At 60.3% G+C, this 24,137-nt stretch carries 23 protein-coding genes and 1 pseudogene; 8 read left to right on the top strand and 16 right to left on the bottom strand.

Annotated elements, in window-relative coordinates; all coding sequences use genetic code 11:
• Positions 1-30 precede the first annotated feature (30 nt).
• Together EYW47_RS08035 and EYW47_RS08030 are read right to left on the bottom strand one after the other, a co-directional pair.
• A complete protein-coding gene (locus EYW47_RS08035) occupies positions 31-1,026 on the bottom strand; it encodes an ADP-ribosylglycohydrolase family protein (RefSeq protein WP_133194349.1) in 996 nt (331 codons plus the stop codon).
• Positions 1,027-1,154: 128 nt separating this feature from the next.
• On the bottom strand, positions 1,155-2,165 hold the full coding sequence (locus EYW47_RS08030) for a lysozyme inhibitor LprI family protein (RefSeq protein ID WP_165976514.1): 1,011 nt from the start codon (positions 2,163-2,165) through the stop codon (positions 1,155-1,157).
• Positions 2,166-2,354: 189 nt separating this feature from the next.
• On the opposite strand from EYW47_RS08030, the gene EYW47_RS08025 reads away from it, so the two are divergent.
• Positions 2,355-2,657, top strand: a complete 303-nt coding sequence (locus EYW47_RS08025) for a helix-turn-helix domain-containing protein (protein ID WP_133194347.1) — start codon at positions 2,355-2,357, stop codon at positions 2,655-2,657.
• 205 nt (positions 2,658-2,862) lie between these two features.
• On the opposite strand, the gene EYW47_RS42655 is transcribed toward EYW47_RS08025, so the two are convergent.
• Together EYW47_RS42655 and EYW47_RS08015 are read right to left on the bottom strand one after the other, a co-directional pair.
• Positions 2,863-3,084 carry an HNH endonuclease gene (locus EYW47_RS42655; RefSeq protein ID WP_377784917.1) on the bottom strand — a complete coding sequence of 74 codons (222 nt, stop codon included), beginning with the start codon at positions 3,082-3,084 and terminating at the stop codon, positions 2,863-2,865.
• Positions 3,085-3,634: 550 nt separating this feature from the next.
• Positions 3,635-4,309 (bottom strand): recombinase family protein, encoded by a 675-nt coding sequence (locus tag EYW47_RS08015; RefSeq protein ID WP_133194346.1) that lies wholly within the window; start codon positions 4,307-4,309, stop codon positions 3,635-3,637.
• 239 nt (positions 4,310-4,548) lie between these two features.
• On the opposite strand from EYW47_RS08015, the gene EYW47_RS08010 reads away from it, so the two are divergent.
• The 4 genes from EYW47_RS08010 (at position 4,549) to EYW47_RS07995 (ending at position 9,379) form a co-directional block, all read left to right on the top strand.
• Positions 4,549-5,208, top strand: coding sequence for a hypothetical protein (locus EYW47_RS08010; RefSeq protein WP_133194345.1), 660 nt, complete (start codon positions 4,549-4,551; stop codon positions 5,206-5,208).
• A 17-nt stretch (positions 5,209-5,225) separates the two neighbouring features.
• Positions 5,226-5,945, top strand: a complete 720-nt coding sequence (locus EYW47_RS08005; RefSeq protein WP_133194344.1) for a DUF8168 domain-containing protein — start codon at positions 5,226-5,228, stop codon at positions 5,943-5,945.
• Positions 5,946-7,639: 1,694 nt separating this feature from the next.
• On the top strand, positions 7,640-8,437 hold the full coding sequence (locus tag EYW47_RS08000; protein WP_133194343.1) for a hypothetical protein: 798 nt from the start codon (positions 7,640-7,642) through the stop codon (positions 8,435-8,437).
• A 393-nt stretch (positions 8,438-8,830) separates the two neighbouring features.
• The gene (locus EYW47_RS07995; RefSeq protein WP_133194342.1) at positions 8,831-9,379 is read left to right on the top strand and encodes a GIY-YIG nuclease family protein; all 549 of its coding nucleotides are present in this window, start codon (positions 8,831-8,833) and stop codon (positions 9,377-9,379) included.
• A gap of 38 nt (positions 9,380-9,417) precedes the next feature.
• Here EYW47_RS07995 and EYW47_RS07990 read toward each other — a convergent pair whose 3' ends face one another.
• Genes EYW47_RS07990 through EYW47_RS07975 form a run of 4 tightly spaced genes read right to left on the bottom strand, consistent with a single transcriptional unit; the run spans position 9,418 to position 11,940 of the window.
• Entirely contained in the window at positions 9,418-9,996 is a 579-nt protein-coding gene (locus EYW47_RS07990) for a hypothetical protein (protein WP_133194341.1), read from the bottom strand.
• An 11-nt stretch (positions 9,997-10,007) separates the two neighbouring features.
• On the bottom strand, positions 10,008-10,244 hold the full coding sequence (locus tag EYW47_RS07985; RefSeq protein WP_133194340.1) for a hypothetical protein: 237 nt from the start codon (positions 10,242-10,244) through the stop codon (positions 10,008-10,010).
• 51 nt (positions 10,245-10,295) lie between these two features.
• Positions 10,296-10,646, bottom strand: a complete 351-nt coding sequence (locus tag EYW47_RS07980) for a hypothetical protein (protein ID WP_133194339.1) — start codon at positions 10,644-10,646, stop codon at positions 10,296-10,298.
• Between the two features lie 37 nt (positions 10,647-10,683).
• Positions 10,684-11,940: an AbiTii domain-containing protein gene (locus tag EYW47_RS07975; protein WP_240763601.1), complete on the bottom strand. Its 1,257-nt coding sequence runs from the start codon at positions 11,938-11,940 to the stop codon at positions 10,684-10,686.
• 34 nt (positions 11,941-11,974) lie between these two features.
• Between EYW47_RS07975 and EYW47_RS07970 the strand changes: the two are divergent.
• A pseudogene (locus EYW47_RS07970) lies at positions 11,975-12,109 on the top strand (cyclic pyranopterin monophosphate synthase MoaC); the annotation flags it as partial.
• A gap of 63 nt (positions 12,110-12,172) precedes the next feature.
• On the opposite strand, the gene EYW47_RS07965 reads toward EYW47_RS07970, so the two are convergent.
• From EYW47_RS07965 to recA, 8 genes are all read right to left on the bottom strand, one after another.
• A complete protein-coding gene (locus EYW47_RS07965; RefSeq protein WP_133194338.1) occupies positions 12,173-13,993 on the bottom strand; it encodes a PglL family O-oligosaccharyltransferase in 1,821 nt (606 codons plus the stop codon).
• A 315-nt stretch (positions 13,994-14,308) separates the two neighbouring features.
• Positions 14,309-14,866: a pilin gene (locus EYW47_RS07960; RefSeq protein ID WP_276322938.1), complete on the bottom strand. Its 558-nt coding sequence runs from the start codon at positions 14,864-14,866 to the stop codon at positions 14,309-14,311.
• A gap of 347 nt (positions 14,867-15,213) precedes the next feature.
• A complete protein-coding gene (locus tag EYW47_RS07955; protein WP_133194337.1) occupies positions 15,214-15,924 on the bottom strand; it encodes a TerC family protein in 711 nt (236 codons plus the stop codon).
• Between the two features lie 222 nt (positions 15,925-16,146).
• Entirely contained in the window at positions 16,147-17,028 is an 882-nt protein-coding gene (sucD, locus tag EYW47_RS07950) for a succinate--CoA ligase subunit alpha (RefSeq protein WP_133194336.1), read from the bottom strand.
• A gap of 93 nt (positions 17,029-17,121) precedes the next feature.
• Positions 17,122-18,288 (bottom strand): ADP-forming succinate--CoA ligase subunit beta, encoded by a 1,167-nt coding sequence (gene sucC / locus EYW47_RS07945; protein ID WP_133194335.1) that lies wholly within the window; start codon positions 18,286-18,288, stop codon positions 17,122-17,124.
• A 50-nt stretch (positions 18,289-18,338) separates the two neighbouring features.
• Positions 18,339-19,031, bottom strand: coding sequence for a DUF2889 domain-containing protein (locus tag EYW47_RS07940; protein ID WP_133194334.1), 693 nt, complete (start codon positions 19,029-19,031; stop codon positions 18,339-18,341).
• Between the two features lie 119 nt (positions 19,032-19,150).
• The gene (gene recX, locus EYW47_RS07935) at positions 19,151-20,023 is read right to left on the bottom strand and encodes a recombination regulator RecX (protein ID WP_240763600.1); all 873 of its coding nucleotides are present in this window, start codon (positions 20,021-20,023) and stop codon (positions 19,151-19,153) included.
• A gap of 86 nt (positions 20,024-20,109) precedes the next feature.
• A complete protein-coding gene (gene recA, locus EYW47_RS07930; RefSeq protein WP_133194332.1) occupies positions 20,110-21,186 on the bottom strand; it encodes a recombinase RecA in 1,077 nt (358 codons plus the stop codon).
• A 272-nt stretch (positions 21,187-21,458) separates the two neighbouring features.
• On the opposite strand from recA, the gene EYW47_RS07925 reads away from it, so the two are divergent.
• Together EYW47_RS07925 and EYW47_RS07920 are read left to right on the top strand one after the other, a co-directional pair.
• Positions 21,459-22,280 (top strand): response regulator transcription factor, encoded by an 822-nt coding sequence (locus EYW47_RS07925; protein WP_133194331.1) that lies wholly within the window; start codon positions 21,459-21,461, stop codon positions 22,278-22,280.
• Between the two features lie 12 nt (positions 22,281-22,292).
• Positions 22,293-23,933, top strand: coding sequence for a sensor histidine kinase (locus EYW47_RS07920; protein WP_133194330.1), 1,641 nt, complete (start codon positions 22,293-22,295; stop codon positions 23,931-23,933).
• Positions 23,934-24,137 lie beyond the last annotated feature (204 nt).

The raw sequence follows: 24,137 nt of genomic DNA, 5'->3' as shown, positions 1-24,137 counted from the left end.
CACGCTCCTCTTGCTTGCCCGCCATTGTTGTTACAGGCCGATGCTCACTTTATCAGGCCGCGCACCTAAACTGACAATCAACTGTTCGGCGATCTCGAAGCCGCGCAACTGAGCCAGCCATCGGTCAGGGATTCCATCGATGCCGAAGCGAATTCCCGCCAACCCGCACGCGACCGCCGCAGTCGTGTCTGTATCCGAACCGAACAGGATCGCAGTTCGTGCAACGTCTTCAAACGAATTCTCTTCCAGTGCCTTCTGGGCCGACCAGACAGTGTCAAGTACATAGCCGGTGCCACGCCGCTGGTCCGTTTTCGGGAAACGTCGCAGCACGTCGAGTTCGGCCACAAATGCCTGTCGTTCCGCTTGATCGGGCCACCCGTCGTAAATTTCCTCAAGACGCTGGTCTGCTGACGACCAAGGATCGGCCAACTTGTGCAGATATCCGCGTGCGACAAGGCAGTAGAACGCGCATGCCACCAACGACCGTGGATGTGCATGCGTCGGCAACGACTGAAGATTCGCATCCCGGACCAGCGCATCGTCGGGACCGGTGTGCCACAGGGCAAGCGGCAGAGTCCGCATGAGGGAGCCATTGCCGTTATCCATCACCGACGCGCCGCCAGATTCATGTGGCGGCACACCATCGCGAAGCCGTCCTATGGCGGTGGCGGTCTGGATACCACAGTCGAACACATCGCCATCGACGGCCATGTAACCGTCGTCAAGCCAGCGTACCAATCTGTCGGAGAAGTCAGTGAGCGAGAATCGACCACGTTCCAGAAGGCTGGCTAGTAGACACAGCGCCTGTGCTGCGTCATCTGACCATGTGCCGATAGGGACGCCCGCGTGTGAGCGTCGGTATCCGTCGGGCGGCGTCATCTCGATCATGTCGCGCGACGGAAGCAGATTCGGCGTCTTAAATTCGAATGGCACGCCCAAAGCGTCACCGACCAACAAACCAATCACACCACCAATCCGGGCATCGGAACACGGGCGCAGCCCGAGATACCCCTCGTTTTCGTTCATCTGATCTCCCCCGTAGTCACAGCACTGTACTGGAACCTCGCGCCATCTCCGACCCGGCGGACCAAAGAAAAACCGCCATCAGGCGGTTGCCATCAGGCGGTCTTGGGTGAGTGCCGGGACTCCGCACGTTACATCGCGGCCAACGTCTGAATCCGGGCCTCAGTGACTTTCAGCAGACAGGCGGCATCGCCACACGCGTTGCGCTCCTTCAACCACTGGCGCTGTTCGTCCTTGAGCGCATTCGGGTCGCTTGCTTTCGCGCGGGCGGCGCTGTAAGCGGCGGTCAAGCGTCGATCGGCATTTGCCGCTTCCGGCGTCGAACAGATCAGTTTCTCGATCTTGGACGCGGCATGTGAACAGTCAAAACTGGCCTGAATGACTGTGGCAGCCGGAGATGCATCCACCGGCGACGCCCCCGCCGCAGTTTGTGCTTCGACGCTCACGGCTGCACTGGCGCTCACGGCTGCACTGGCGTTTTCGGCCTCAGCCGGAATGGTCGATGTCTCGCTCGCCGCTTGCGGTTCCGGCCCTGCACTTGCACCTTCCGCGTTAGAGTTTGCCAAAGGGTTGCTGCCGGTCGTGCCAACGCTTACGGGGGCAACAGGGGTAGCAGATGCCTCAACGGACTGCGCTGCTTGTTCAGGATGGCGCTCTGGACCGCCATCCAATCGGTGAACGCCGTACAGCACGACCGCCAAGAGACAAGCCATGCCGCCGAACGCAAACGCGGCCATGAAGAACGGCGGCCCCATTTCCAGCTTCATTTCTTCGACGTACAGGTCGGTCATACTGCGCGCGATGATCATGTCGGGCTTCATGTCATGGCGCACAGCGGCCCCAAGCGCGAACGCACGCATGCCAATCCACGGAAATGCAAGAGCAAATGCGACGCATATGGCCGCGTACTTTAGACCCATGAACCCCAAGGTGAAGAAGGCCACTACGCCGAAGATCACCGCTCCGACGACTCCAACGATCCAGCCGATAACTCTCGCGTCTTTTCTGTCACGCGCTTTCGCTTTTTCGGCGGCTTCGGTTGCCTGCGCAGCAGCGATGGCGGCGGCAAAGTCTGCGCCGCAGTGACGGCATCGAATGGCTTGATCCTGAATGGTTTCGAAGCAATATGGACATTTTTTCATATAGGTCTTCCTCGTTTTGATGCGGGCTGCCGGTTCGCACTTTGTGAAACTCACCGGCCTTACCCGATAGCGACATCCCTCGACTTGCTGAGACCGAATCGCGCTGCGGATACGCATACTACCAAATCGGTAGTATTTGAGACGAGCCAAAACCTGACGATCTTTGTCTTCAGCTACTTGAAGGCAAGCATGTCGGTTTTCGCTCAACGGCTCAAGGCAGCACGCCTACGCATCGGACTATCTCAAGAACGGCTTGGAATCGAAGCCGGACTTGATCCGATGTCGGCCAGCGCACGGATGAATCGCTATGAGGTTGGAAAACGCGTCCCTGACGCACCGCTTGTCGAACGAATCGCAGCAGTGTTGGGCGTTCCGGTCGCCTACCTTCATTCAGTCGATGATGACGAAGCCGATCTGCTTCTGAAATTTCACCGCCTGAATAAGAAGCAACGCGCCAAGGTCCTCGCCCTTATCGACGAACTGTCCGGGTAACAGGGCGTTGACTATCAAACATCCACCAATTTCCGCGCCCGTATGACTCACTGACGGCTGCCCTTTGCGCTTTGACGCGGTCTGCACGGCCCGTGAGGCACGACATTCATCTCCGTTTTAGCCGTTCTTGACGTTTCGGGTCGGCAAGGTGAATCCAACTCGCCCAGTTCTGGGTTCGGCGACGGGTAGAACGTGCCGGGAGCAATTAGATTCGATTGCCCTTCGTCAAATTGCAGCCCTCGCACAGCAACTGGATATTTCTCACAGTGTTGCTTCCGCCTCGCGAAAACGGAACGATGTGATCGAAGCAGAGCTTTTCACGGGTTCCACATTCCACACAGCGTCCGGCATCGCGCTGCCAAACCTCACGTTGCACCACCCTTGGAATCGCCTCTCGCCGTGGCGCGGGCGGAAGGGCTTCCGGCATTTGCGAAGCATCCACTGACAACGGCATAGCCGGTTCTACGATTTGGCGGCACACATCCGGTAAGGGCGCAGCGTCTCGCAGTGCCTTTACGAATGCGACTGTATCGTGCAGTTCCGCTTCCGTCGTTATGAGGAGCTTGAGTGCTGGAAACCCTCGACTGAGTCCGGGAGACGGGTAGGTGTTGCTGTGCCGACCGGACTCAGCGGGGTACTCAAATGCGATCTCCGGGATCGTCTGCCCGTCTGGGGGATAGGGCAGCCAAACATATGCGGCTCCCCGAGACGGCTGATCGATTTGCAGGACGATTCCCGTTTTTGGCCCAAGGTTCCACGCTAGTACCTTCGACGTTCGGCGCGAAACCATGCCGAACTCCCCGAGAAATCGATCAATCACCCTTTGTATCAACTGGTTCTTGTGTTCCATGCGATCAACTGTTTTGAATTGTTGTTCCGTGAACGTCACGGGTGCAGCCCTTTGGCCTCTGGTAACAAGTAATCAACTTCGCAGCGGACGCCGCTGTCATCCCCGATGACGATCCTACGGCTCGCTTTTATGCGCCGCGCGACTTCCGGCGATCAGGCCAGTCAACCAGTGCGCACGGGACGCCGTCTGGTCCAAGCTGGCCTTGTTCGACCGATTCGTTCTCAACAGCCATTCCGGCACGGACACGCATGATGGTCTGACGGCTGGTCTTCATCTCTCGGGCAATCTGTGCGACCGACAAACCGGCATTCAGTTGGTCGATGACGGTCGAACGCTGCGCTTCGGAAAGTGCGGACGGACGCCCGAACGTCTTCCCTTCTGCCTTTGCGCGACGAAGACCGGCTTGAGTACGCTCAATCAGCAAGTCGCGTTCGAATTCAGCGACGGCGCTAATCACACCCATCGTCATCTTCCCCGCTGCGCTGGTCAGGTCCACGCCGCCAAGCGCGAGGCAGTGAACGCGAACACCGATGGACGCCAGTCGTTCGACCGTGGACCGAACATCGATGGCGTTTCGGCCAAGCCTATCGAGCTTCGTCACGATGAGTACATCAGAGTCTTCCAGACGGTCCACCAGCTTCGCGAAGCCCTTCCGATCGAAGGCTGGAACCGACCCACTGACTGTTTCGGTTATGACGCGTTGCTTCGCTACTGAGAATCCGGCTGCTTCGATTTCTTGTACTTGATTGTCCGTCGTCTGGTCGGTGGTCGATACCCGGCAGTAAGCGAAGATTCGTGTCATTGGCACCTTGATATGTCCGTAATGGGAGTACGAATTGTACAGGGTGTACGAAACGCACGCAAGCTATTTTTTGGACACTCGAAAGATGGATGTACCGAAACACTCGATTTCGGACATGGATAAGCCCTTCGCCGACGCACCGAAACCTGAACGACAAGAGGATAATCAGACTTTTCAGATTCCAGCCACCCATCGACATGAGTTCAGGTTCGAATGGTTTAGACGTGATCGAGTCGTTCATGGCTGCGGCAGCAAACACCGACATTGTTGCATCGCGCTATGAAGTACTTGAATCGGCGTCCGTTGCGTTTAGCGGAATCGGTGACGAATTGCTAGTCGCGGGCGATCTCTTCAAAAGCGACCGACTCCTTGCTGCGGCCCTTCTAGTCAACCTTGCGTCGGAGCTTACAAGTGGGATTGTGATGCTTCTTCGGTCAAAGCGAGAGTACCCGGCAGGAACACTTCTCAGGCAACTTATCGAGATCGAATATCTCGCGTTCCAAGCCTATGCTGACCCGTCGCAGCTTAAAAAATGGTACGGCGCAGACCCGGCAGCCCTACGTCGGCAGTTCACGCCGCAGGCTATGCGCAAGGCGTCAGGCGGAGTTTTCCGCGATCAAGAGTATTGGCATCATTGTGAAGTTGGCGGGCACCCGCATCCAAGAGCACGAATGCTTATGCGAAAGTATGCGTCTCGCCTGTCACCCGACGCCTATCTACTTCCCGATTCGGTACAGCACGTGCGTCGCCTATGGACATCGATACGACTGCTGACGCCGCAACTGGATGGCGGTGACGGCATCTTGGATCGACATGCGAAAGGGCTGACTTCCGCCTTGGCGAACTGGGAGCGCGTCGAGAATCCCCGCGTTCTCGCGTATGACGGAATCGATGGTTGAACGGGTGAGCACTACACGTGTACCGATACTTCCTTGATGGCATGGTCCATCCCGAACGGGCACAGGTCCCGGATCGCCGCATCTCAGCGAAGTTCAGGCATGTGGCATCCGGTGTCGATGCGAAAGCGGACGTTCGAATTCTTCTGAATCAGGTTGCCGTATGGGTGGAAACCGAAGTTGAATGGAACCCGCTGGACCTGCGGAATGTTGTCAAGAATCTGGTCCAGTTGGAGATGGACATGGTGGGCTACGTTCTGGGCCTTACCTACGATGTCGAGATACGGCGCGCAATTTGCTCGGAAGTGGGCCTTGATATCGTCTTCGGCATCAACGTTCCATGCATTAGCGAACTACACCGGGAGGTCGATCTAGACGCTCGAATAGCGGCCATGCGTCCGAAGCTTATCGGCGAATCTGGCGTCTTCCTCCACCGTTGCTTGCGGGACCTTATAACCGCGATGAAGGAGCCAGACGATGTGGCGTTTCACTGCTATCGGGCCATCGAATCGCTACGACAGCACTGCATCGTTACCCGATCACTGGACCCGAAGGACAAGGCGACGCAATGGAAGACCCTGCGCGAGATCGCTGGATGCGACGAGTCTGCCACAAGGCTACTGGAAAAGGCGGCGCAAGCGCCACGTCACGGAGAACCCGAAGTCGTCCCTGAAGCAGATGCGGTCAAGGTGTTGACGACAGCGTGGACCATCGCGGACGGCTACATCCTAAACTGCTGATGCCGCCGCCAGTCCGACATCGGAACCAAGTGGTACCAGTTGAACATCATGGATCGCGCCCTTCGGTCGCGCCACGCTCCTGAACCCGACGACACGTCAACTGAATGATTCGGGTAACGAAGCAACTGATGGACAAAGGGGTAGCATCCGTGATATAATGTCACTTCAGTTTGATTTGCCAGTGTTCACTGGTGAGCCAAGTTGTTCTACGGCTGCCACCCTGCGCAGCTTCTGCAAGACACCTCCCCCCTCCCTTGATTGTCGCGCCACAAAGGCACTTCATTGGATTCGCGCTTCGCCATCGCGCCGATCAATGACCAACAGGTCGCTGATTCGCAATCACCGGCAAGTACCGGTTTGCGGTGACATCGACCAGCACACGCACCAAGGCCGCAGGCCGAAGCGATGAGTGCAAGTAGGAGCGGCGATGCGGCAGAAATCCGATCAAACCTGATCGCGATCCACTGAGGTAGGAAACAAGCAGGAAGCAACCGGGTACTTGCACGTCACTTCGACCAGTTCACACGTAATGGCCGTAGAGCAGCGGAGGCCAGCAACGTGGGACGCGCAGCGTCCGAGATTTGTTCACGAATGAAGTTCTGCGGTGTTCGTGAATTCGATTGCACGAAGTGGCCGCAATTCATGTGAAGGCCGCAGGCCGAGGTTTGTCGATCACCAATCGCGCCAGATGTGACCGATCAGAACCTATCGGGCACAACGAAGTTCAGGAACAAGCAGAAAGCCAGTCGATCTTCGATTGTCACATCAACGAGTTATGAATTCGACGGCACGAAGTGGCGGCGATTCATACGGAGGCCGCAGGCCGACCGGCGTTGTCGATGAGATGTAGCTGGACCAGCCGAAATGATGACCAATCAAGACAGGTAATGAGCAGGAAGAACCGCCCCTCATCTGCGACCTCGACCAGTTTCACGTGATGGTCCGAGCGCAGCGAGGGCCAGCGACGTGTTCGGACGCGTAGCGGACGAACTGACCTGCCGCCGAATGAAGATCAGTTCATGAATTCGACGGCGCAGCGCGACGGCGATTCAGGGAAGCCGCAGGCCGAAGTTGGTGCTGACATGTCGCCGAACAAGACCCGATCTTGATCGGTCAACTTCAGATCCAGAAGGAAATCAACCAGTCCTCATTCAGCGCATCAACTCGTCATGAAATAAAGGATTGGTACGGGAGCGACCGAGGGGAGCGACCCGCCTGCACATCGCAGGCGTTAGAAATGAAGTCCAACTGGATTCCAAAGCACGAAGTGGCAGCGATCCACCGGGGCCGGAGGCACCGGTTCTTGTTCATCAATCGGGCGGCGATGAAGAAGCAATCAGGTCCTGATCGATGAACAATCTTTTCTCGTCCGCTGCGCGTCCGAGTACGTTGCTGGCCGCCGCTGCGCGTCAGCCATCACGCAAACTGGTTCCTTCGGATAAATAGGACATGCCGGAACTTCACATCGACGACAAGTCATCATTCTTCGTTGATGTATATGTATTACATGGAAATCCCGCAAAGCCTTACTGGATAAGGATTTTCAATTTCAAAAGATGCGGTAAAACCGCAGTTTTTCAGAACAACCTGCTCGGCATTTGGAGCCGAATGCGAATGACCTCGGCACTAAGACCTGTCGTTGAATGCATGAGTCCGTTCGCTGTACCGCTGCCAGCAAAACAATATCAACCCAGATGCACAACAGCCTCAATGAATTAAAGGCACTGTCAGAAGCAATCAAAAATACCGTCGTCGATCCTGACCTCATCGATTATCCACATCTCTTCGTCAAACGGACTTATCCCGATGATGAAATGGGATCGTATGATGGTCCAACTGTCCGCGTCGATCCTTATATCGTCCCAGAAAAATACACTGAAACAGACTTCGCATCACCGGTTTATCGTAGTTCGACACCACGCAACCTGAAACCATTCTCTGGCATACACAAGCCCGTGCCGAAATCAAGATTGAAAGCCGTAGGCTGGAAAAGACCCAAAGGATCGGACGTGGTTACCTGCGTTGAACCAGACGAGTGGATCGACCTCGATACAGGAGAAATCCTGACAAAGGCGATGGCACGAAAGCGTGGCGCGATACCATACTCATCGATTTCATTGCGGATGATCACCACACAAGTGGTTTTCAATCAATGCCCGCCTAGCAAGCATGACTTTCTGAGTTACATTTTAAAACTTCGCAGCAGACGTGGTGGACTTGTGACCGATCTGAAATCCGTCCTCGATAAGTGGATTGATTACAAGCACCCCAACATCCATTCAACGGACAGATCACGAAAAAGGAAATCACTAGAGAAATTCCTGTATAACTATGCCATTATGACGAACAATCAGATTTTTATGCAGGAACTACAGGTCATGGCAAATACAACCAAGACTGACAATGTGCGCGAGGCTGCCCGCTTCGTCAACGTACTGCCGGTAAAAGGAAAGCCGGGCTGTGGCATCTGTCCTAGCCTACGTCCAGACTGAAATGGTCAGCCACGCACACAATCGCACCACGACTTCAGGCTACCATCGTCAGCGGGTATAACATTGTCACCGTCACCACCATCGCCAACAGTGTCACCGACACTGTACAACGGCCAGTGTCCGCAGTGGTGACGGCGGACCATCGCGGGCCAGTCACGCAATCAATGCGACGTACCGTTGCGCGGCCACTGTAGCGGCTGTCGGCCCCGTGCACACCAGTGCCTAGAGTCCAGTGCAACAGGTGACAGGCACAATCATTGAAGCATCGCCACCACTGAAAGCAACAATCACTCACGGAGTAGCCGGTTGGCATCCGTCATCGCAGATACCGGCCATCGAAATTCAGGTATCATTTTCATTGGGGACCATACATAGCAGAAGAAGCAATCAACTATGCCAATCATCAAGAACTTCGGTTTTCTCTGGGAAAAGAAATACATTCATCGCGGTTCGGGCGGAAATGGAAACAACGGCCACCTGAAAGGCACTGCAAGTGGAAAATGCATTGCCGACTTCCGAGAGCAAATCGGCGTATACGTCCTATATGACCGCAATCAGGCTATCGTATATGTGGGCCAAGCTGGAAACGGCAATGCAACACTCTTCACGCGACTGAAAAACCATATGAACGGGGCTTTATGGAACCGATGGGAATACTTTAGCTGGATTGGCTTCCGCGATGTCAACGCGAATGGCACACTGAGCGACAAGCAATCTGTTGAATCTGGTGTTTCTGGATTTAAACACTCTGATGCGCTGAACGAGATCGAAGGTATACTGATTGAAATCATCGAACCTAAACTTAATAAGCAAGGCGGGAAACTGAAAGGTGCAATTGAATACTTTCAATATGTTGACGAAAAATTCGGGGAAATCTCGAATCACGACCTGTATGCCGAAATACTAAATCTTTCAAAGATCGTTGAATCGATCAAGAAGTAATACATCTACGTGCCAATCACATCGATGACCGCACTGCACTAATCGCCTAATCGGAACGCGGGTAGCGCCAGTAACCGAATCGCCACACTCATCGCGAAGGTGGCATCGGTAAGCAGGTGAGTCTCTGCCGGAATCATACTGTCCACGACGCGACGAGAGAGATTCGACGGGTCGTCAATAGAACGGTAGTGCGTGAGTGGATTACGTAGGTTCATCAGACGCCGTAGATCGCCCGCGTCCCGCTGCGTGATGACATCTCGCGCGACGCACCGATTCAACGTGTCGTTGAACGAAACCCGGTCTGGCAACTCTTCGGCATCAAGCCCAAGGGTCAGGTGTGCCGCAAGCATATGTTCGGCAAGACCTTGGCAAAGCAGCACCGTCGCAACGTAATTGCCATGAACGAAGCTAGAGCGTGCTTCCGTCCACGCGGCCAAGGCCGTCTCGCCACCCGGCATCATTGTCCCTGATGAACCGAGTGCAGCGGAAAGGTCCGCAAGCTGCCGGAACCGCGCAACCTTACCCGCCAGATCGTCGTGTAGGTCTGCAAGCAAGATGCGGAAAACGTCCACGTCCTTGACGGTGGACAATAGTTCGGACTGGACCTGATCTGTCATGGCTTGTTGCTTTACCGTCGCTTGCCCGTCCGAATCTCTTCGCCGATGCGCTGTATCTCTGCATCAGCGGCCCGCCATTCAGCGTCAGCGGCGTCCAGTTCATTGAGATCATCGGTGGACGGATTCCCCGTTCCGTGTGGGCGAAACTGCTTTGTGACGTTGATGAAGGCTTTTTGCCGCCGTTCGAACGCCCGACGCTCGCGTTCGAGTGCAGTTTGTTCTTCAACGCGCTGCTCTTCCGGGGTCATCGCCATCTCCTGTCAGGAAAATCGAGGGTGCACACTATATGCCTACGCTCGTCATTCGGCATTCGGATCGATGGTGAACGTCAGCGTTTCACCTTCCCCAGTCAGAAGGGAGATCGAGCGTCGCTGCTTCTGCGTCACCCGCGCTGGTAGATCACCAACCGTTGCGAGATCAGTTTGAGTCCAGATATAAATTCGTGCTTCGGTATAGCCCGGGCACGATAGCGTGTAGGCCAACGGCTTGGTCGGTGCAACGCCGGTCGTTCCGAATGTCGCGTGGCATGGGCCGCCGTACAGTAGTTGGCCGTTGCGGGATGTCCAACGCACCTGCGACGTGAAGTCCGAGATGGTTGAAGCAACAGCCATCGACGGCAGGACGGCAGCAAGAAGAAGAATTCTTTTCATATTGTTATCTACAAGGCTGCGGACCCGATGGCGACCGTCACTTGATGCCGTAATAGCTGCCAAGCGCATCGGCCAATAAGTTTCCAGCAGCGCCGATCCCGATACTCCACGCGCCGTCGATTGCCTTCGCGGACATTTTTCCCATCCAAGCCTTCACCCTTGGTCCGAATTGCTTCGTCTCGGCTACGGCCTTTGAGTCATCATCATCCACGGCGACTTTCAGTTCGTTTACGTCGATTTCGCTGACGCCCGTGTCCTTGAAGGCTTTCGCCAGCGCGGCGAAGTCGCCCTTGGTCACGGTGTTCGTAATCGTCGTTTCGTTGCTGTTCCCGATCACGACCGTCACGTTGTCACCAAACACCGCTGATGAGAACATCCCAGCCGCATCAATGCCTCTCGCTGCTTCCTTCATATTGTCTTCCGCCACGTCACCTAATTCGCCTTGTAGATTGAGAGCGAAGTCCAGTAACCGCGAGCGGACTTCGATGAGCACGCTCATTACCTGAGTTGGTGCCATCTGGGTCCATGCACTTTCAAGCCACACGCCGTCCAAGGCTTCCGATAACTTCCCGTAGAACTCCGGCGCAAGTCGATGAATCAAGTGACCGGTTGGCTTCGATGCGTATTCTTCCAGCACACGTATTGATTCGCGTAGCTCGTTCTGCATCAGATACTTGCGCTCCTTGTCAGACAGATGTCCTGTCGGCAACGTTTGATCTTGGTAGTACCACGCGATGTTGCGCAGGTTGCCAGCCAAACGAACGGGAATGACGCGGTAAGCGGGTACCGGCGTGCCGCCCGCGTAGCCGTTCAGTTCGTCGTTCACCCATCCGGCAAGCTCCTTGTGTCCGATATGGTGCATCAGCACCTTGGTCTTCAGAAGTGCATCCGTCAGCGAACCGTCCTTGTCGCTCAACAACGTTACGATGTCTTTTAGCAGTTGCATCTCGACCTTGCGTCCGAACGGGATGGTCAATTCTACGTGAAGGACATGACTGACGAGAGCAACGCCGCCTGCATCACTTTCGACGGACAGGCGACATCGCGTGCATCGAGACTGATGCATGCCGGTGCAGCACGTCGTCGCGCTACGGCGCATGTCCAAGGATGCGTCCGCGACGCCCAGAAGTGCTAGGTCGCTGGCAGACAGCTTTTTCAGATCATGTGGCATGGAGTCTGGCAAAGATGCTATGCAGCTAGGCAACCACTCGCGTAAACTTTGGGCGGCGTAGGGCGGGATTGTTGTCCAAGTCTCGTCCAAACGCTGTCCAAATTCTTCAATCAATTTGGACAAGATCGAAATTCACACCGCCTCTAAGTGATTGATTTTAAAGGCCGTGCAGGTCGGCCTCCTGACGGTCTACGACATGTGCAAGGCGGTGGACCGAGGCATGACGATCACCGATGTGCGCGTGCTGGAGAAGCACGGCGGGAAGTCGGGGGATTGGGTGGCGCAGGGGTAAGGCACTGCGCGGCGCGTTCGGCAGCGCCGCGGCGAGCGAAGGCTCAGCCGCAGCGCAAAACCCTCAATCGTCCGAATCGTCGTCGTCTTCGTCGACTTTCGTTGTGGGCAGGCCGTACTTCTTGACCAGCTCTGCCTTGAAACCCGCGAGCGTCGGCTCGTCGTCGCACAGGCTGTAGAGCGAGGCCAATTGCGTGGGCCAGTCATGAAGCTCCAGCGCGAAGATCTTCAGGCGCTCGACCGTGTCGAACGCACCATCCTTATTTCCGTCGAGTGCCTGCAACACGGCATAGCGGCGCAGGACGGTCTCGCCCGGCAGCAGCGCAATCGCGCGCTCGTGCGCAGCGAGCTTGGTCGCGAGGTTCGCGGCGTTGATCGGCATGAGGGTCGCCATGCCGTAATCGCCCCATGCGCGGAACAGCAACGACGGTTCCTCCGCATACTCTTGCGCGGGATGCGAGCCGTAGTACAGCACTTCTGCGCGGTTGTAGTCGCGCACCACCGGCCACAGCGACGCGATCCCACCGAACACGACCACCGCATACACGGCGCGCGTGACGCCGGGGGACACGAAGCGCAGCGGCTTCGTCTCGAGCAGACCGAACACGAACATCGCGGGCAGCAGGAAGAACATGTACTGCTGCGGATACTCGACGAGCGCGTGCATGACCAGCGCGCCAATCAGCGCGAAGCCGAAAATGCGCTCCGCCGTATGCGGCACGCGCAGCGCGCGCACGAACCAGGCGACGAGCCCGAGCACGACGATCGCGCAGCCCAGCACGCCGGTCTTGGCAAGCAGGTCGATGAAGATGTCGTGCGAGTTATTGGCGATCTCGACGCCGCCCAGCGTGCGTGCAAGCTCGAACTGATGGATCGGGAAATCTCCCCAGCCCACGCCCAGCAGCGGATGCGTCTTGAACATCGTCCAGCCGTAGCGCCATAGGGCGATACGCGGCGCGATCTGGCCGGCGTCCTTGAAGCGGTCGGCCGCCGACTGGTCGAGTTGCAGCTGATAGTGGACGTTGGCCCAGCGCACGAGCCCATTCACGGCGAAGAAAATCGCGAACAGCACGACCGGCACGACCCAGGCACGCGCGCTGCCGGCCCACGCACCTGCGGCGGCGGTATTGCCTGCCTCGTCTTCGGCACGCACGCCGCGTGTGGCGGACAGCGCCATCCAGAGCCCCGCGACCACGATCACGGCCATCTGCAGCCACGGGCCGCGCGACACGGTGAGCGCCAGGCCGCCCGAATAGATGACCGAAAGCACGACCCACAGCAGGACGTTCAGCCGGCGCGTCTGCACGAGATACAGCGCCGCTGCCGTCGCGAAAGCGATGTAGGTCGCGAGGTGGTTGGCTTGCGCCATGTTGCCGAACGGCCGCCGGTCGAACTGCACGTTATAGGCGACGACGAGCGGCGTGACCTTGGCTTCGAGATGCAGCAACTGGATGACCTGGCAGAACACCGCGAACAGGCCACCGATCACGAGCGCCCAGGCGCCCCACACCATCGCCGCGCGCGTGAGGTTCACGCGCGTGATGCCGTAGCCCGCCTGGACGGCCATGAAGGCGGCCAGCAGATAGCCCGCGCCCAGCCAGTTCATCGAAGGTTGTGCGAGCGGCAGCGCGAAAGTCTGCACGATGAGCAGAAAGCCGAAGGCAAGCGGCACGAGCGCGACTACGGGCGATCTGAAGTCGGTGGCCGGCCGCGCGGAACGCACCAGCAGCCAGACCCCGGCGCCGACCATCAGATAGAGCGCGAGCGCGGCGAATTCAGCATAGAACGTCGGGATCGGATAGGTGTGTGCGACGACTGCATAAGGCAGGATCAACGCAACGGCCAGCAAGACGAACGTAAGGTAACGCGCAAAAGGAGAAGGCATGGGAATGGGGGGCGTCAGCAACCGGCGCACTATACAAAACTTTTCCCTCCCTGTGCTGAAGGTTTGCGCACAGCAGCCGGACGAAATTCGCCCGCACGTGCCATGGCTTCGATATTTGCGCCGCGCATTGTGCGCCAGCCCCTCATTGGTGCAGCGTGCGTAATGCATAGCGGCACGCGAGCGAGCGAGCACCGGACGCCGTCATGGCGTCCGGTGCGCTTGCAAGCGGTCACGCGTGCCTCATGCGTGCCTCATGCGCGCCTTCTGCGTACCTTAGGGTGCCTCACGCGTGCCTTATGCATACCTTATGCGTGCTCAGGCGCGGCACTCCGGCGGCGCCAGGTTGGCAGGCAGCGTGGCCGCCTCTGCAGGCGCCGGTCCCGTACCCGGCTCGCCAAGCGACGAAGCCGACTTGCCGCCCGCGAAGCACTCCCACGTGAGCGTGCCACCCTGCACACTGCCTTGCGCAAGCGCCACGCGCGCCGTGGGCGAGTCGGCGTTATCGGGCACCGATGGCACCAGCACGATCGTATTGCTGCCCTCGGGTGCGATGCGCGCGGTGAACGCCACGGTGATCTGACCGGTTGTGTCGTCCACCCGCACCGAGGCGACGTTGCGCGTGGCCGGCGGCACCATGTAGCCCGCGCCGAACGCATTGCCGCTCGCGGCGTTCTCCGCCACCGCAAGCCGCGCAGCGGAAGCGAGCGAGAGGCCCTCGCCTACCCGGCTGCGCGCGAGATAGTCCTGATACGCAGGAATGGCATACGCGGCGATCACACCGACGATGGCGAGCACGATCATCAATTCGATGAGCGTGAAGCCAGGCGCGGCCCAGCGCCTCGCGAGACGCACGAACGCCCGGCAGGACTGCACGAGCGAAGCCGCGGCGTTGGTAGCGAACGCATGCGTTGCAAGGGCGGGCGTGGCGAAAGCATGCGCGGCAAAGGCGCGCGAAGCACACGGCCGGGCGGCGCGCGCAGCGCGCGGGCCGGAAGCTGAAACGGATGGAGATACGATCATCATCAGGGCTCCTGAAACGAGAAACGCCTGCTCACGAAAAGGTGAACAGGCGCTTCGATCGTATCGGCGACACCATCGGTGCAGCAGTCGGCCAGATGGCTTAGGCGCGGTGCTGTCGGTGCATCGATTGGCGCGATGGTCTACGCCGTGGCCCGCACGGTGGTCCGCTCAGAACCGCCGGCAAGGCGCCATCATCGCGCTCAATGCGAGCCCGGCGCGCGCCGCTCATTGCGGCGCCTGAGCAGATGGCCGAGACCGACCACGAAGAGCGCGCACGCCACGCTCATGCCATATTCGGCGACAGGCGTATCGAGCAGCGGCCAGCGGTCGCCGGCCGGATCGTTGATGATCAGCCCGCCCGCGATCCAGCCAAGCAGCGCGGCGCCCAGCGTCACCACCACCGGATAGCGGTCGAGGAGCCTCAGCACGAGCTGGCTGCCCCACACGATCAACGGGATGCTGACCATCAGGCCGAAGATCACAAGCGCGATGCGGTGGCGCGGGTCGGCGGCTTCGGCGGCGCCCGCGATGGCCACGACGTTGTCGAGGCTCATCACTGCATCCGCAACGATGATGGTCTTGATCGCGCCGATCAGCTTGTCGGAGGGCTTCACGTCAGCGTGCTCGAGATGCGAAGGCGCAAGCAGGCGCACGCCGATCCACAGCAGCAGCAGGCCGCCCGTGAACTTCAGATACGGCACGTTGAGCAGCACGACCGCGAAGGCGATCAGCACGACGCGCAGCGCGATCGCGCCGACGGTGCCCCAGACGATGCCGCGCACGCGCTGCTGCGCAGGCAGGTCGCGGCAGGCGAGCGCGATCACCACGGCGTTGTCGCCGCCGAGCAGGATGTCGATGACGATGATCTGAATAACCGCGCCCCAATGGAGCGACGTGAAGAACTCGAGCATGAAGGCGGGAACGTGAGTACGGCGATCAGGCGCGTCCGATCGCAACCGAAGCGGAGCACGCCAATAAAAAAGCGAGGCAGCCATGACTGGCTCCCTCGCCTTTATCCGGAAACCTCGCGGAAACCTCGCGAAAGGATTCCGCAAGCATATCAAAAAACGCCTGCGCCCAGCGCGTAACGGACGCGCGGGCACCGGTGAATTTTGAAATTTACAGCGTCGAAATTACAGCACCGACTTCAGCAGACGGCCCATTTCCGACGGGTTGCGCGTCACCTTGATGCCGCAGCCGTCCATGATTTCCAGCTTCGCGTCGGCCGTATCCGCACCGCCCGAGATCAGCGCGCCGGCGTGGCCCATGCGCTTGCCCGGAGGCGCCGTGACGCCCGCGATGAAGCCGACGACCGGCTTCTTCATGTTGTCCTTGATCCACTCGGCAGCATTGGCTTCGTCCGGACCGCCGATTTCGCCGATCATGATCACGGCGTCCGTATCCGGATCGTCGTTGAACATCTTCATGACGTCGATGTGCTTCAGACCGTTGATCGGGTCGCCGCCGATACCGACTGCCGACGACTGGCCGAGGCCGATCGCGGTCAGCTGGGCAACCGCTTCATACGTCAGCGTGCCCGAGCGCGACACGACGCCGATGCGGCCCTTGCGGTGGATGTGACCCGGCATGATGCCGATCTTCAGCTCGTCCGGCGTGATCGTGCCGGGGCAGTTCGGGCCGAGGAGCAGCGTCTTGCGGCCTTCGCGGCGCATACGGTCCTTCACTTCGATCATGTCGCGCACCGGAATGCCTTCCGTGATGCAGATCGCCAGATCGAGGTCGGCCTCGACGGCTTCCCAGATCGCAGCAGCAGCGCCTGCGGGCGGCACGTAGATGACCGAAACGGTCGCGCCGGTAGCGTCCTTCGCTTCACGCACGTTGGCGTAAATGGGGATGCCTTCGAAGTCCTCGCCGGCCTTCTTCGGGTTCACGCCCGCGACGAATGCTTCGCGGCCGTTGGCGTACTCACGGCAGGCACGGGTGTGGAACTGACCGGTCTTGCCGGTAATGCCCTGCGTGATGACCTTGGTGTCTTTGTTGATCAGAATCGACATGTATTGACCTCTGTTCGCTTGACGCCGCGCGTCGCGTCGTCCGCCTTGCAGCGGGCTTCGCGCCGGCACCGCGCCATTCGTATCCGCTGAAAATTACTTGCCTTCGGCAGCCGCGACAACCTTCTGCGCAGCCTCTTCCATGCTGTCCGCCGAGATGATCGGCAGGCCCGAGTCGGCCAGCATCTTCTTGCCGAGGTCCTCGTTCGTGCCCTTCATGCGCACGACGAGCGGCACCTTCAGGTCAACGGCCTTCGACGCCGCGATCACGCCTTCCGCGATCACGTCGCAGCGCATGATGCCGCCGAAGATGTTCACGAGGATCGCCTTCAGGCCCGGGTTCTTCAGCATGAGCTTGAACGCTTCGGTGACCTTCTCGGTCGTCGCGCCGCCGCCCACGTCGAGGAAGTTCGCCGGTTCGCCGCCGAACAGCTTGATGGTGTCCATCGTCGCCATCGCGAGGCCCGCGCCGTTCACCAGACAGCCGATGTTGCCGTCGAGCGAGATGTACGCAAGGTCGAACTTCGAGGCTTCGACTTCGGCCGGATCTTCTTCGTCCAGATCGCGGTAAGCGACGATTTCCGGATGACGGAACAGTGCGTTCGCGTCGAAGTTGAACTTCGCGTCGAGTGCGATGACCTTGCCGTCGCCCGTGACGTTCAGCGGGTTGATTTCAGCCAGCGACGCATCGGTTTCCCAGAATGCCTTGTACAGGCCCTTCAGGATTTCACGCGCTTGCGCAATCGAGCCAGCCGGCACGCCGATCTTCGCGGCGAGGTCGTCGGCCTGAGCGTCGAGCAGACCGGTCGACGGATCGACGATGACCTTGTGGATCAGTTCCGGGTGCGTTTCGGCAACTTCTTCGATGTCCATGCCGCCTTCGCTCGAACCCATCAGAACGATCTTTTGCGACACGCGATCAACGACGAGGCTGACATACAGTTCCTGCTTGATGTCAGCGCCTTCTTCGATCAGCAGACGGTTGACCTTCTGGCCCTCCGGACCGGTCTGGTGCGTGACGAGCTGCATGCCGAGAATCTGGTTCGCATATTCGCGCACTTGATCCAGCGTCTTCGCCACCTTCACGCCGCCGCCCTTGCCGCGACCGCCCGCGTGAATCTGCGCCTTGACGACCCACACCGGGCCGCCCAGCTCTTCAGCGGCCTTGACCGCGTCATCCACCGAAAACACCGGCTTGCCGCGCGGTACCGCGACGCCGAATTTCCGCAGGATTTCCTTACCCTGGTACTCGTGAATCTTCATGCGTGATTCCTTCAGTCTGAGAGTTGGAGTGAACTTCGTTTCCGCTGTTGTTATTCATGCACGACGGCGTCGGCGTTGCCCTCTTGGCTCTGGCCTGGCTTGTCGCGCACGCTGGCGGTCTCCGTACCACGCTCTATTGAACGCGGTGCATGGCCATACCAGCGCGGATAAAACTGCTTGACCGCCTCGCCGTCGAACCGCAGCGCGTGGCAGCGGCCGAGCTGGAAAGGCGGCTTTTCGCCGGCGGCTGCGCCGTCGGCAGTCTTGCCGGATTCCGGTCCGGACTCTTCGCCCGGCGTTCCTTTCGATGTATCCCACACTGCTCCAACGAACGCCTGGATAGCGACGGTCGGCAACACGCCCAACATTTCGGTGAGGTGCGTGCAACCGACGGTGCCGGCAAGGAGCCGGCCCGCTTCGCGGCGGAAATTCTGGAGGAGATTGAGCCCGATAAGGGCCCGATAGGCGGGATTGGCGTTCTGGCACTGACCGTCATATGGCACCCAGTCGGACGACGCTTCTGCGTCGACGACGTTGAGCTTGCGATCGATCGTGATGCGGAGCCAGAGTTCATGGATCGGCAAACCGTTGGGCCGGACACCGGCGGCGAGCGGCACGTCGCGTGGCTTATGGTCGGTCAGGCACGCGTCGATGTCCCATAGACCGTCTTCGCGCTCATAGGCAACCGCCCGGATAGCGCGCTGATGACGCAACTGGCGAGGCGCTGGCGAAGAAAGCGGCATGCTAGAGGTAAGACCGGACAGGAAAACTTCCCGATTTTAGCATACCGGGTATTTGAGACAGCAGCGAACCCACAGTGCCCAGCGGGGCTTGGCCGCAAGCGATTTTTGAGCCAGCCGAATCAGTTTTCCGGCCACTCGCCGTCGAAGCTGTCTTCAATGCCCTTCAAAATCTTGCCGATGATCGACATCGAAAAGCCGCGCGCGGCCAGAAAACGGGCCTGACGCGCGCGCTCGGCGGACGTCTCGGGCAACTGGCCGTACTTCTTCTGCCAGACGGCACGGGCACGCGCGAGCTCGGTCTCGCGCAATTGCGCGTTCACTTCTTCGATGAGCGCGTCGCCCACGGCATGGCGCTTGAGCTCGCTGACGATGCGCCCCGCCCCCACGCGCGCGGCGCGGCGATACACGACGCTTTCTGCAAAGCGTGCGTCGGAGAGCCAGCCTTCGCGTTCGAGCGCGTCGAGCAGCGCTTCGAGTTCGTCGGCGTTTTCGGTATAGGGCATGAGCTTGCGCGAAAGCTCCGCACGGCTGTATTCGCGGCGCGAGAGATAGCCGAGTGCACGCCCCTTGAGCGAGCGCTCGGGACGCTGCTTGCCCGATGTCTCGTTCTTGCGGGCGTTGCGCGACATGCGCGAGGTGGAGCTGCGCTCGAAGCGGTCGGCTTGCGGCGTCGGGGGTTCGTGGTGCGGCTCGGGTTGCGATTCGTGTGGCGCTTCGGACGAACCCGCTGCGGACGCGTCGAAAAATGCTTCGAACGGCACTTCGAACACCGCCCTGCCTTCGTCGTCCAGATCTTGGGGGGGTGAATGCGCAAAGCCGCGAGCGCCCGCATGGACGTCGCGGCTTTGCGTGTCGGCGCATTGCGTGTCGGCGCATTGCGTGTTGGTGCGTGCGGCGGCGCGGCGCGTGGAGCGCCGCGCCTCACGCGGGTGTTCCGCCTCGTCCGAAGCTGAAGAAGGTGCCGCGGATGTTGCCGCAGAAGTGGCGGCCACATCATGCGGCACGGAGGCGGACCCACCCTTGCGCATCACGGTAGTGCTGACTCTCTGGCGCCGATTTCAGGACTTAACTTCGGGGCTTATTCTTCGTCCGCGACTTCGACTTCGCCGGAATCCTTGACGCCATCAGGCATCGAGCTCACGCCGAGCGATTCGCGGATGCGGTTTTCGATCTCACGAGCGATGTCCGCATTCTCACGCAGGAATTCGCGCGCGTTATCCTTGCCCTGGCCAATGCGCTCGCCGTTATAGCTGTACCACGCACCGGCCTTATCCACGATCTTGGCCTGCACGCCGAGGTCGATGATTTCGCCCTGACGCGAGATGCCTTCGCCGTAGAGGATGTCGAACACGGCTTCGCGGAACGGCGGCGAGACCTTGTTCTTCACGACCTTCACGCGCGTTTCGCTGCCGATCACTTCGTCGTTCTTCTTGATCGAGCCAATACGGCGAATGTCCAGACGCACCGACGAGTAGAACTTGAGCGCGTTGCCGCCCGTGGTGGTTTCCGGGTTGCCGAACATCACGCCGATCTTCATGCGGATCTGGTTGATGAAGATGACCATGCAGTTGGTCTTCTTGATCGTGCCCGTGAGCTTGCGCAGCGCCTGCGACATCAGACGCGCCTGCAGACCCGGCAGCGAGTCGCCCATTTCGCCTTCGATTTCAGCCTTCGGCACGAGCGCCGCGACCGAGTCGATCACGATCATGTCGATCGAGCCCGAACGCACGAGAGCATCGGTAATTTCAAGCGCCTGCTCGCCCGTGTCCGGCTGCGAGATGAGCAGCTCCGGCACATTCACGCCGAGCTTGGAAGCGTATTGCACATCGAGCGCGTGTTCCGCGTCGATAAACGCTGCCGTGCCGCCGAGCTTCTGCAATTCGGCGATCACTTGCAGCGTGAGGGTGGTCTTGCCCGACGATTCCGGACCGTAGATCTCGACCACCCGGCCGCGCGGCAGACCGCCCACGCCGAGCGCAATGTCAAGGCCGAGCGAGCCGGTGGAGACCACCTGGATGTCCTCGACCACATCGCCGTCGCCGAGTCGCATGATCGACCCTTTGCCGAACTGCTTTTCGATCTGCGCGAGCGCGGCGGCCAGCGCCTTGCTCTTTTCAGCAGTCAGCCCAGCCGAGCCTTTCTTGCTATCTTCCATGAATCGTCCTTTGCTATGATGAACGGCGTCTCGTGACGATGCGCGAGGCTCATTTGAGCAAGCGCACACGAACGCAGACACTGTATAAAAAAACAGTAGTTTTGGCAAGCCCGTTTTAGTAACCGTGCGTGCCGAAACCGCGAATTTTCGGAGACCGCCGCCCGACGCTCACCGGGCTCGCCCCCTGCCGGGAGCGCTGCGCGCAAACGCGAAGCGCAAAACGAGCAGCCAAGCGCGGGCTTCAAAGCGCTTCGATGGCGACGCTGGCGCACATGCGAATCCTCATTGCCGAAGACGACAGCATACTCGCGGACGGCCTCGTCCGATCACTCCGCCAGTCGGGCTATGCCGTCGATCACGTGCGTCACGGCGTGGACGCCGACACAGCCTTGTCGATGCAGTCGTTCGACCTCCTGATCCTCGATCTGGGCCTGCCGAAAATGCCGGGCCTCGAAGTGCTGCGCCGCTTGCGCGCGCGCAATTCCACCCTCCCCGTCCTGATCCTCACCGCCGCCGACAGCGTGGACGAACGCGTGAAAGGCCTCGATCTCGGCGCCGACGACTACATGGCCAAGCCCTTCGCGCTCAACGAGCTCGAGGCGCGCGTGCGCGCGCTCACGCGGCGCGGCGCGGGCGGCGGCCCCACGGTCGTGCGCCATGGCGCGCTCGCGTTCGACCAGGTCGGGCGCGTGGCGCGCATCAACGACCAGGTGCTCGATTTGTCGGCGCGCGAGCTCGGCGTGCTCGAAGTGCTGCTGCAGCGGCTCGGGCGGCTCGTCTCGAAGGAACAGCTCGTCGATCATCTGTGCGAATGGGGCGAGGAAGTGAGCAACAACGCCATCGAGGTCTACGTGCACCGGCTGCGCAAAAAGCTCGAAACGGGCGGCGTGCGCATCGTGACCGTGCGCGGGCTCGGATACTGCCTCGAAAAGGAGGCGAATCCGGCGAACGCGCCTGTGAACACACCGGCTACGGCCACGGCCAATTCCGCAGCGGCGGCGCGCACCGATACGCCAGGCGCCAATGTTCCGGGCGCCGATGCGTCGGGCGCCGCTGCGCCACCCGCCATGCCCGCCAGCCACTACTACAAATAGCCAGGCGCAACGATGGCCGAGCCCGCTCCCGCCGCACGCCCCGCGCCGGCCACCTCAGGTGCCTCGCCAAGGTCCGCCGCGCGGTCCGCAGCCGAGGCCGGCGCGCTCGACGACGAAGCGCGCGACGCCCGCTACGCCAACCCATTCGCCCCGCCCGACGAAGCCGAAGCCGCCGCGGCGCGCCCGCGCTCGCTGTTCGGCGAGATCCTCGACTGGATGCTCGCGCCGCTGTTGCTGCTCTGGCCGATGAGCATCGCGGTCACCTATCTCGTCGCCAAATCGATCGCCAACGGCCCGTTCGACCGCGCGCTCGAAACCGACGCCTACGTGCTCGCGCGCCAGATCCATCCGGTCAACGGCGTGGCGGAGCTGACGCTGCCCGACTCCACACGCGACTTCCTGCGCGCCGACAACGTCGACAGCGTGTACTACCAGGTGCTCGGCAGCCGCGGCGAGCTGGTGGGCGGCGACCGCGAGATGCCGCTGCCGCGCGACGACGACCGCCCGCCCGCCGGCCTCGTGGAGTTCCGCGACGACATGCTGCACGGCATCGACATCCGCGTGGCCTATACGACGGTCGAGCTGCCGAATCTGGCGGGCTCGCAACCGGTGCTCGTGCAGGTGGCCGAGACACTCGACAAGCGCCGCACGCTCGCCAACGACATCATCAAGGGCGTGATCCTGCCGCAGTTCGTGATCCTGCCGCTCGCGATCCTGCTGGTCTGGTTTGGGCTCTCGCGGGGCCTTGCGCCCTTGCACGCGCTGCAGTCGAACATCCGCATGCGCCGCCCCGACGACCTCTCGCCGCTCGAAGCGCGCCGCGCCCCGCCCGAGATCGAACCGCTCGTCACGTCGTTCAACGACCTGCTCACGCGCCTCGAACAGAACATGCAGCTGCAAAAGCGTTTTATCGCCGATGCCGCGCACCAGATGAAGACGCCGCTCGCGGGCCTGCGCACCCAGGCCGAGCTTGCGCTGCGCCAGGACGCGCCCGCCGAAGTGCACCGCTCGCTCGAGCAGATCGCGACGAGCTCCGAGCACGCCGCGCGGCTCGTCACGCAACTGCTCGCGCTCGCGCGCGCCGAGAACCGCATGACGGGGCAAATCTTCATTCCTGTCGACATCGCCGACGTGGCCCGTCACGCGGTGCGCGACTGGGTGCAGCCCGCACTCGCCAAGCAGATGGACCTGGGCTATGAAGGCCCCGAGCACGATTCGCACGACCTGCACGATGAGAGCGGCGAGCACGGCGCGCAGAAGCGCGCGGCGCCGGCGCCAGTGCAAGTCGACGGCAACCCCGTCATGCTGCGCGAGATGCTCTCGAACCTGATCGACAACGCGATCCGCTACACGCCCGCCGGCGGCCGCATCACGGTGCGCGTGCGGCCCGAGCCCGCGGCGCACGCGGTGCATCTGGAGGTGGAGGACACCGGCATCGGCATTCCCGCAGCCGAGCGCGAGCGCGTGCTCGAACGCTTCTATCGCATCCTCGGGCGCGACGGCGAGGGCAGCGGCCTCGGGCTCGCGATCGTGCGCGAGATCGCGACGATGCATGGCGGCACGCTCGCCATCGAAGACAACGTCTATCAGCTCGAACCGCGTCTTGCCGGCACGCTGGTGCGCGTGACGCTGCGTCTGCGCAGCGCAAGCTGACGCCTGGCCGGTCGAAACTGACGGCAGAGCCGCCAGAAGCGAGGATGGGACTTACCCTTAGCCTGCGCGCACCCAACCCGCATGAATTCGACAGATAGAGACAGCTAGGCGAACGTTAGCGGCGGTTCGTCGTTAATTGCCAGAAATTAACGAATCATCGAACGCCCGGGAAGCGCCTCAAAAAAGCCTCTCCGCCGTCAGAAC

The organism is Paraburkholderia silviterrae (assembly GCF_004353915.1).
Taxonomy (GTDB): domain Bacteria; phylum Pseudomonadota; class Gammaproteobacteria; order Burkholderiales; family Burkholderiaceae; genus Paraburkholderia; species Paraburkholderia silviterrae.
The sequence above is the reverse complement of the archived record's forward strand: the minus strand, read 5'-3'. Positions and strand labels throughout refer to the sequence as shown.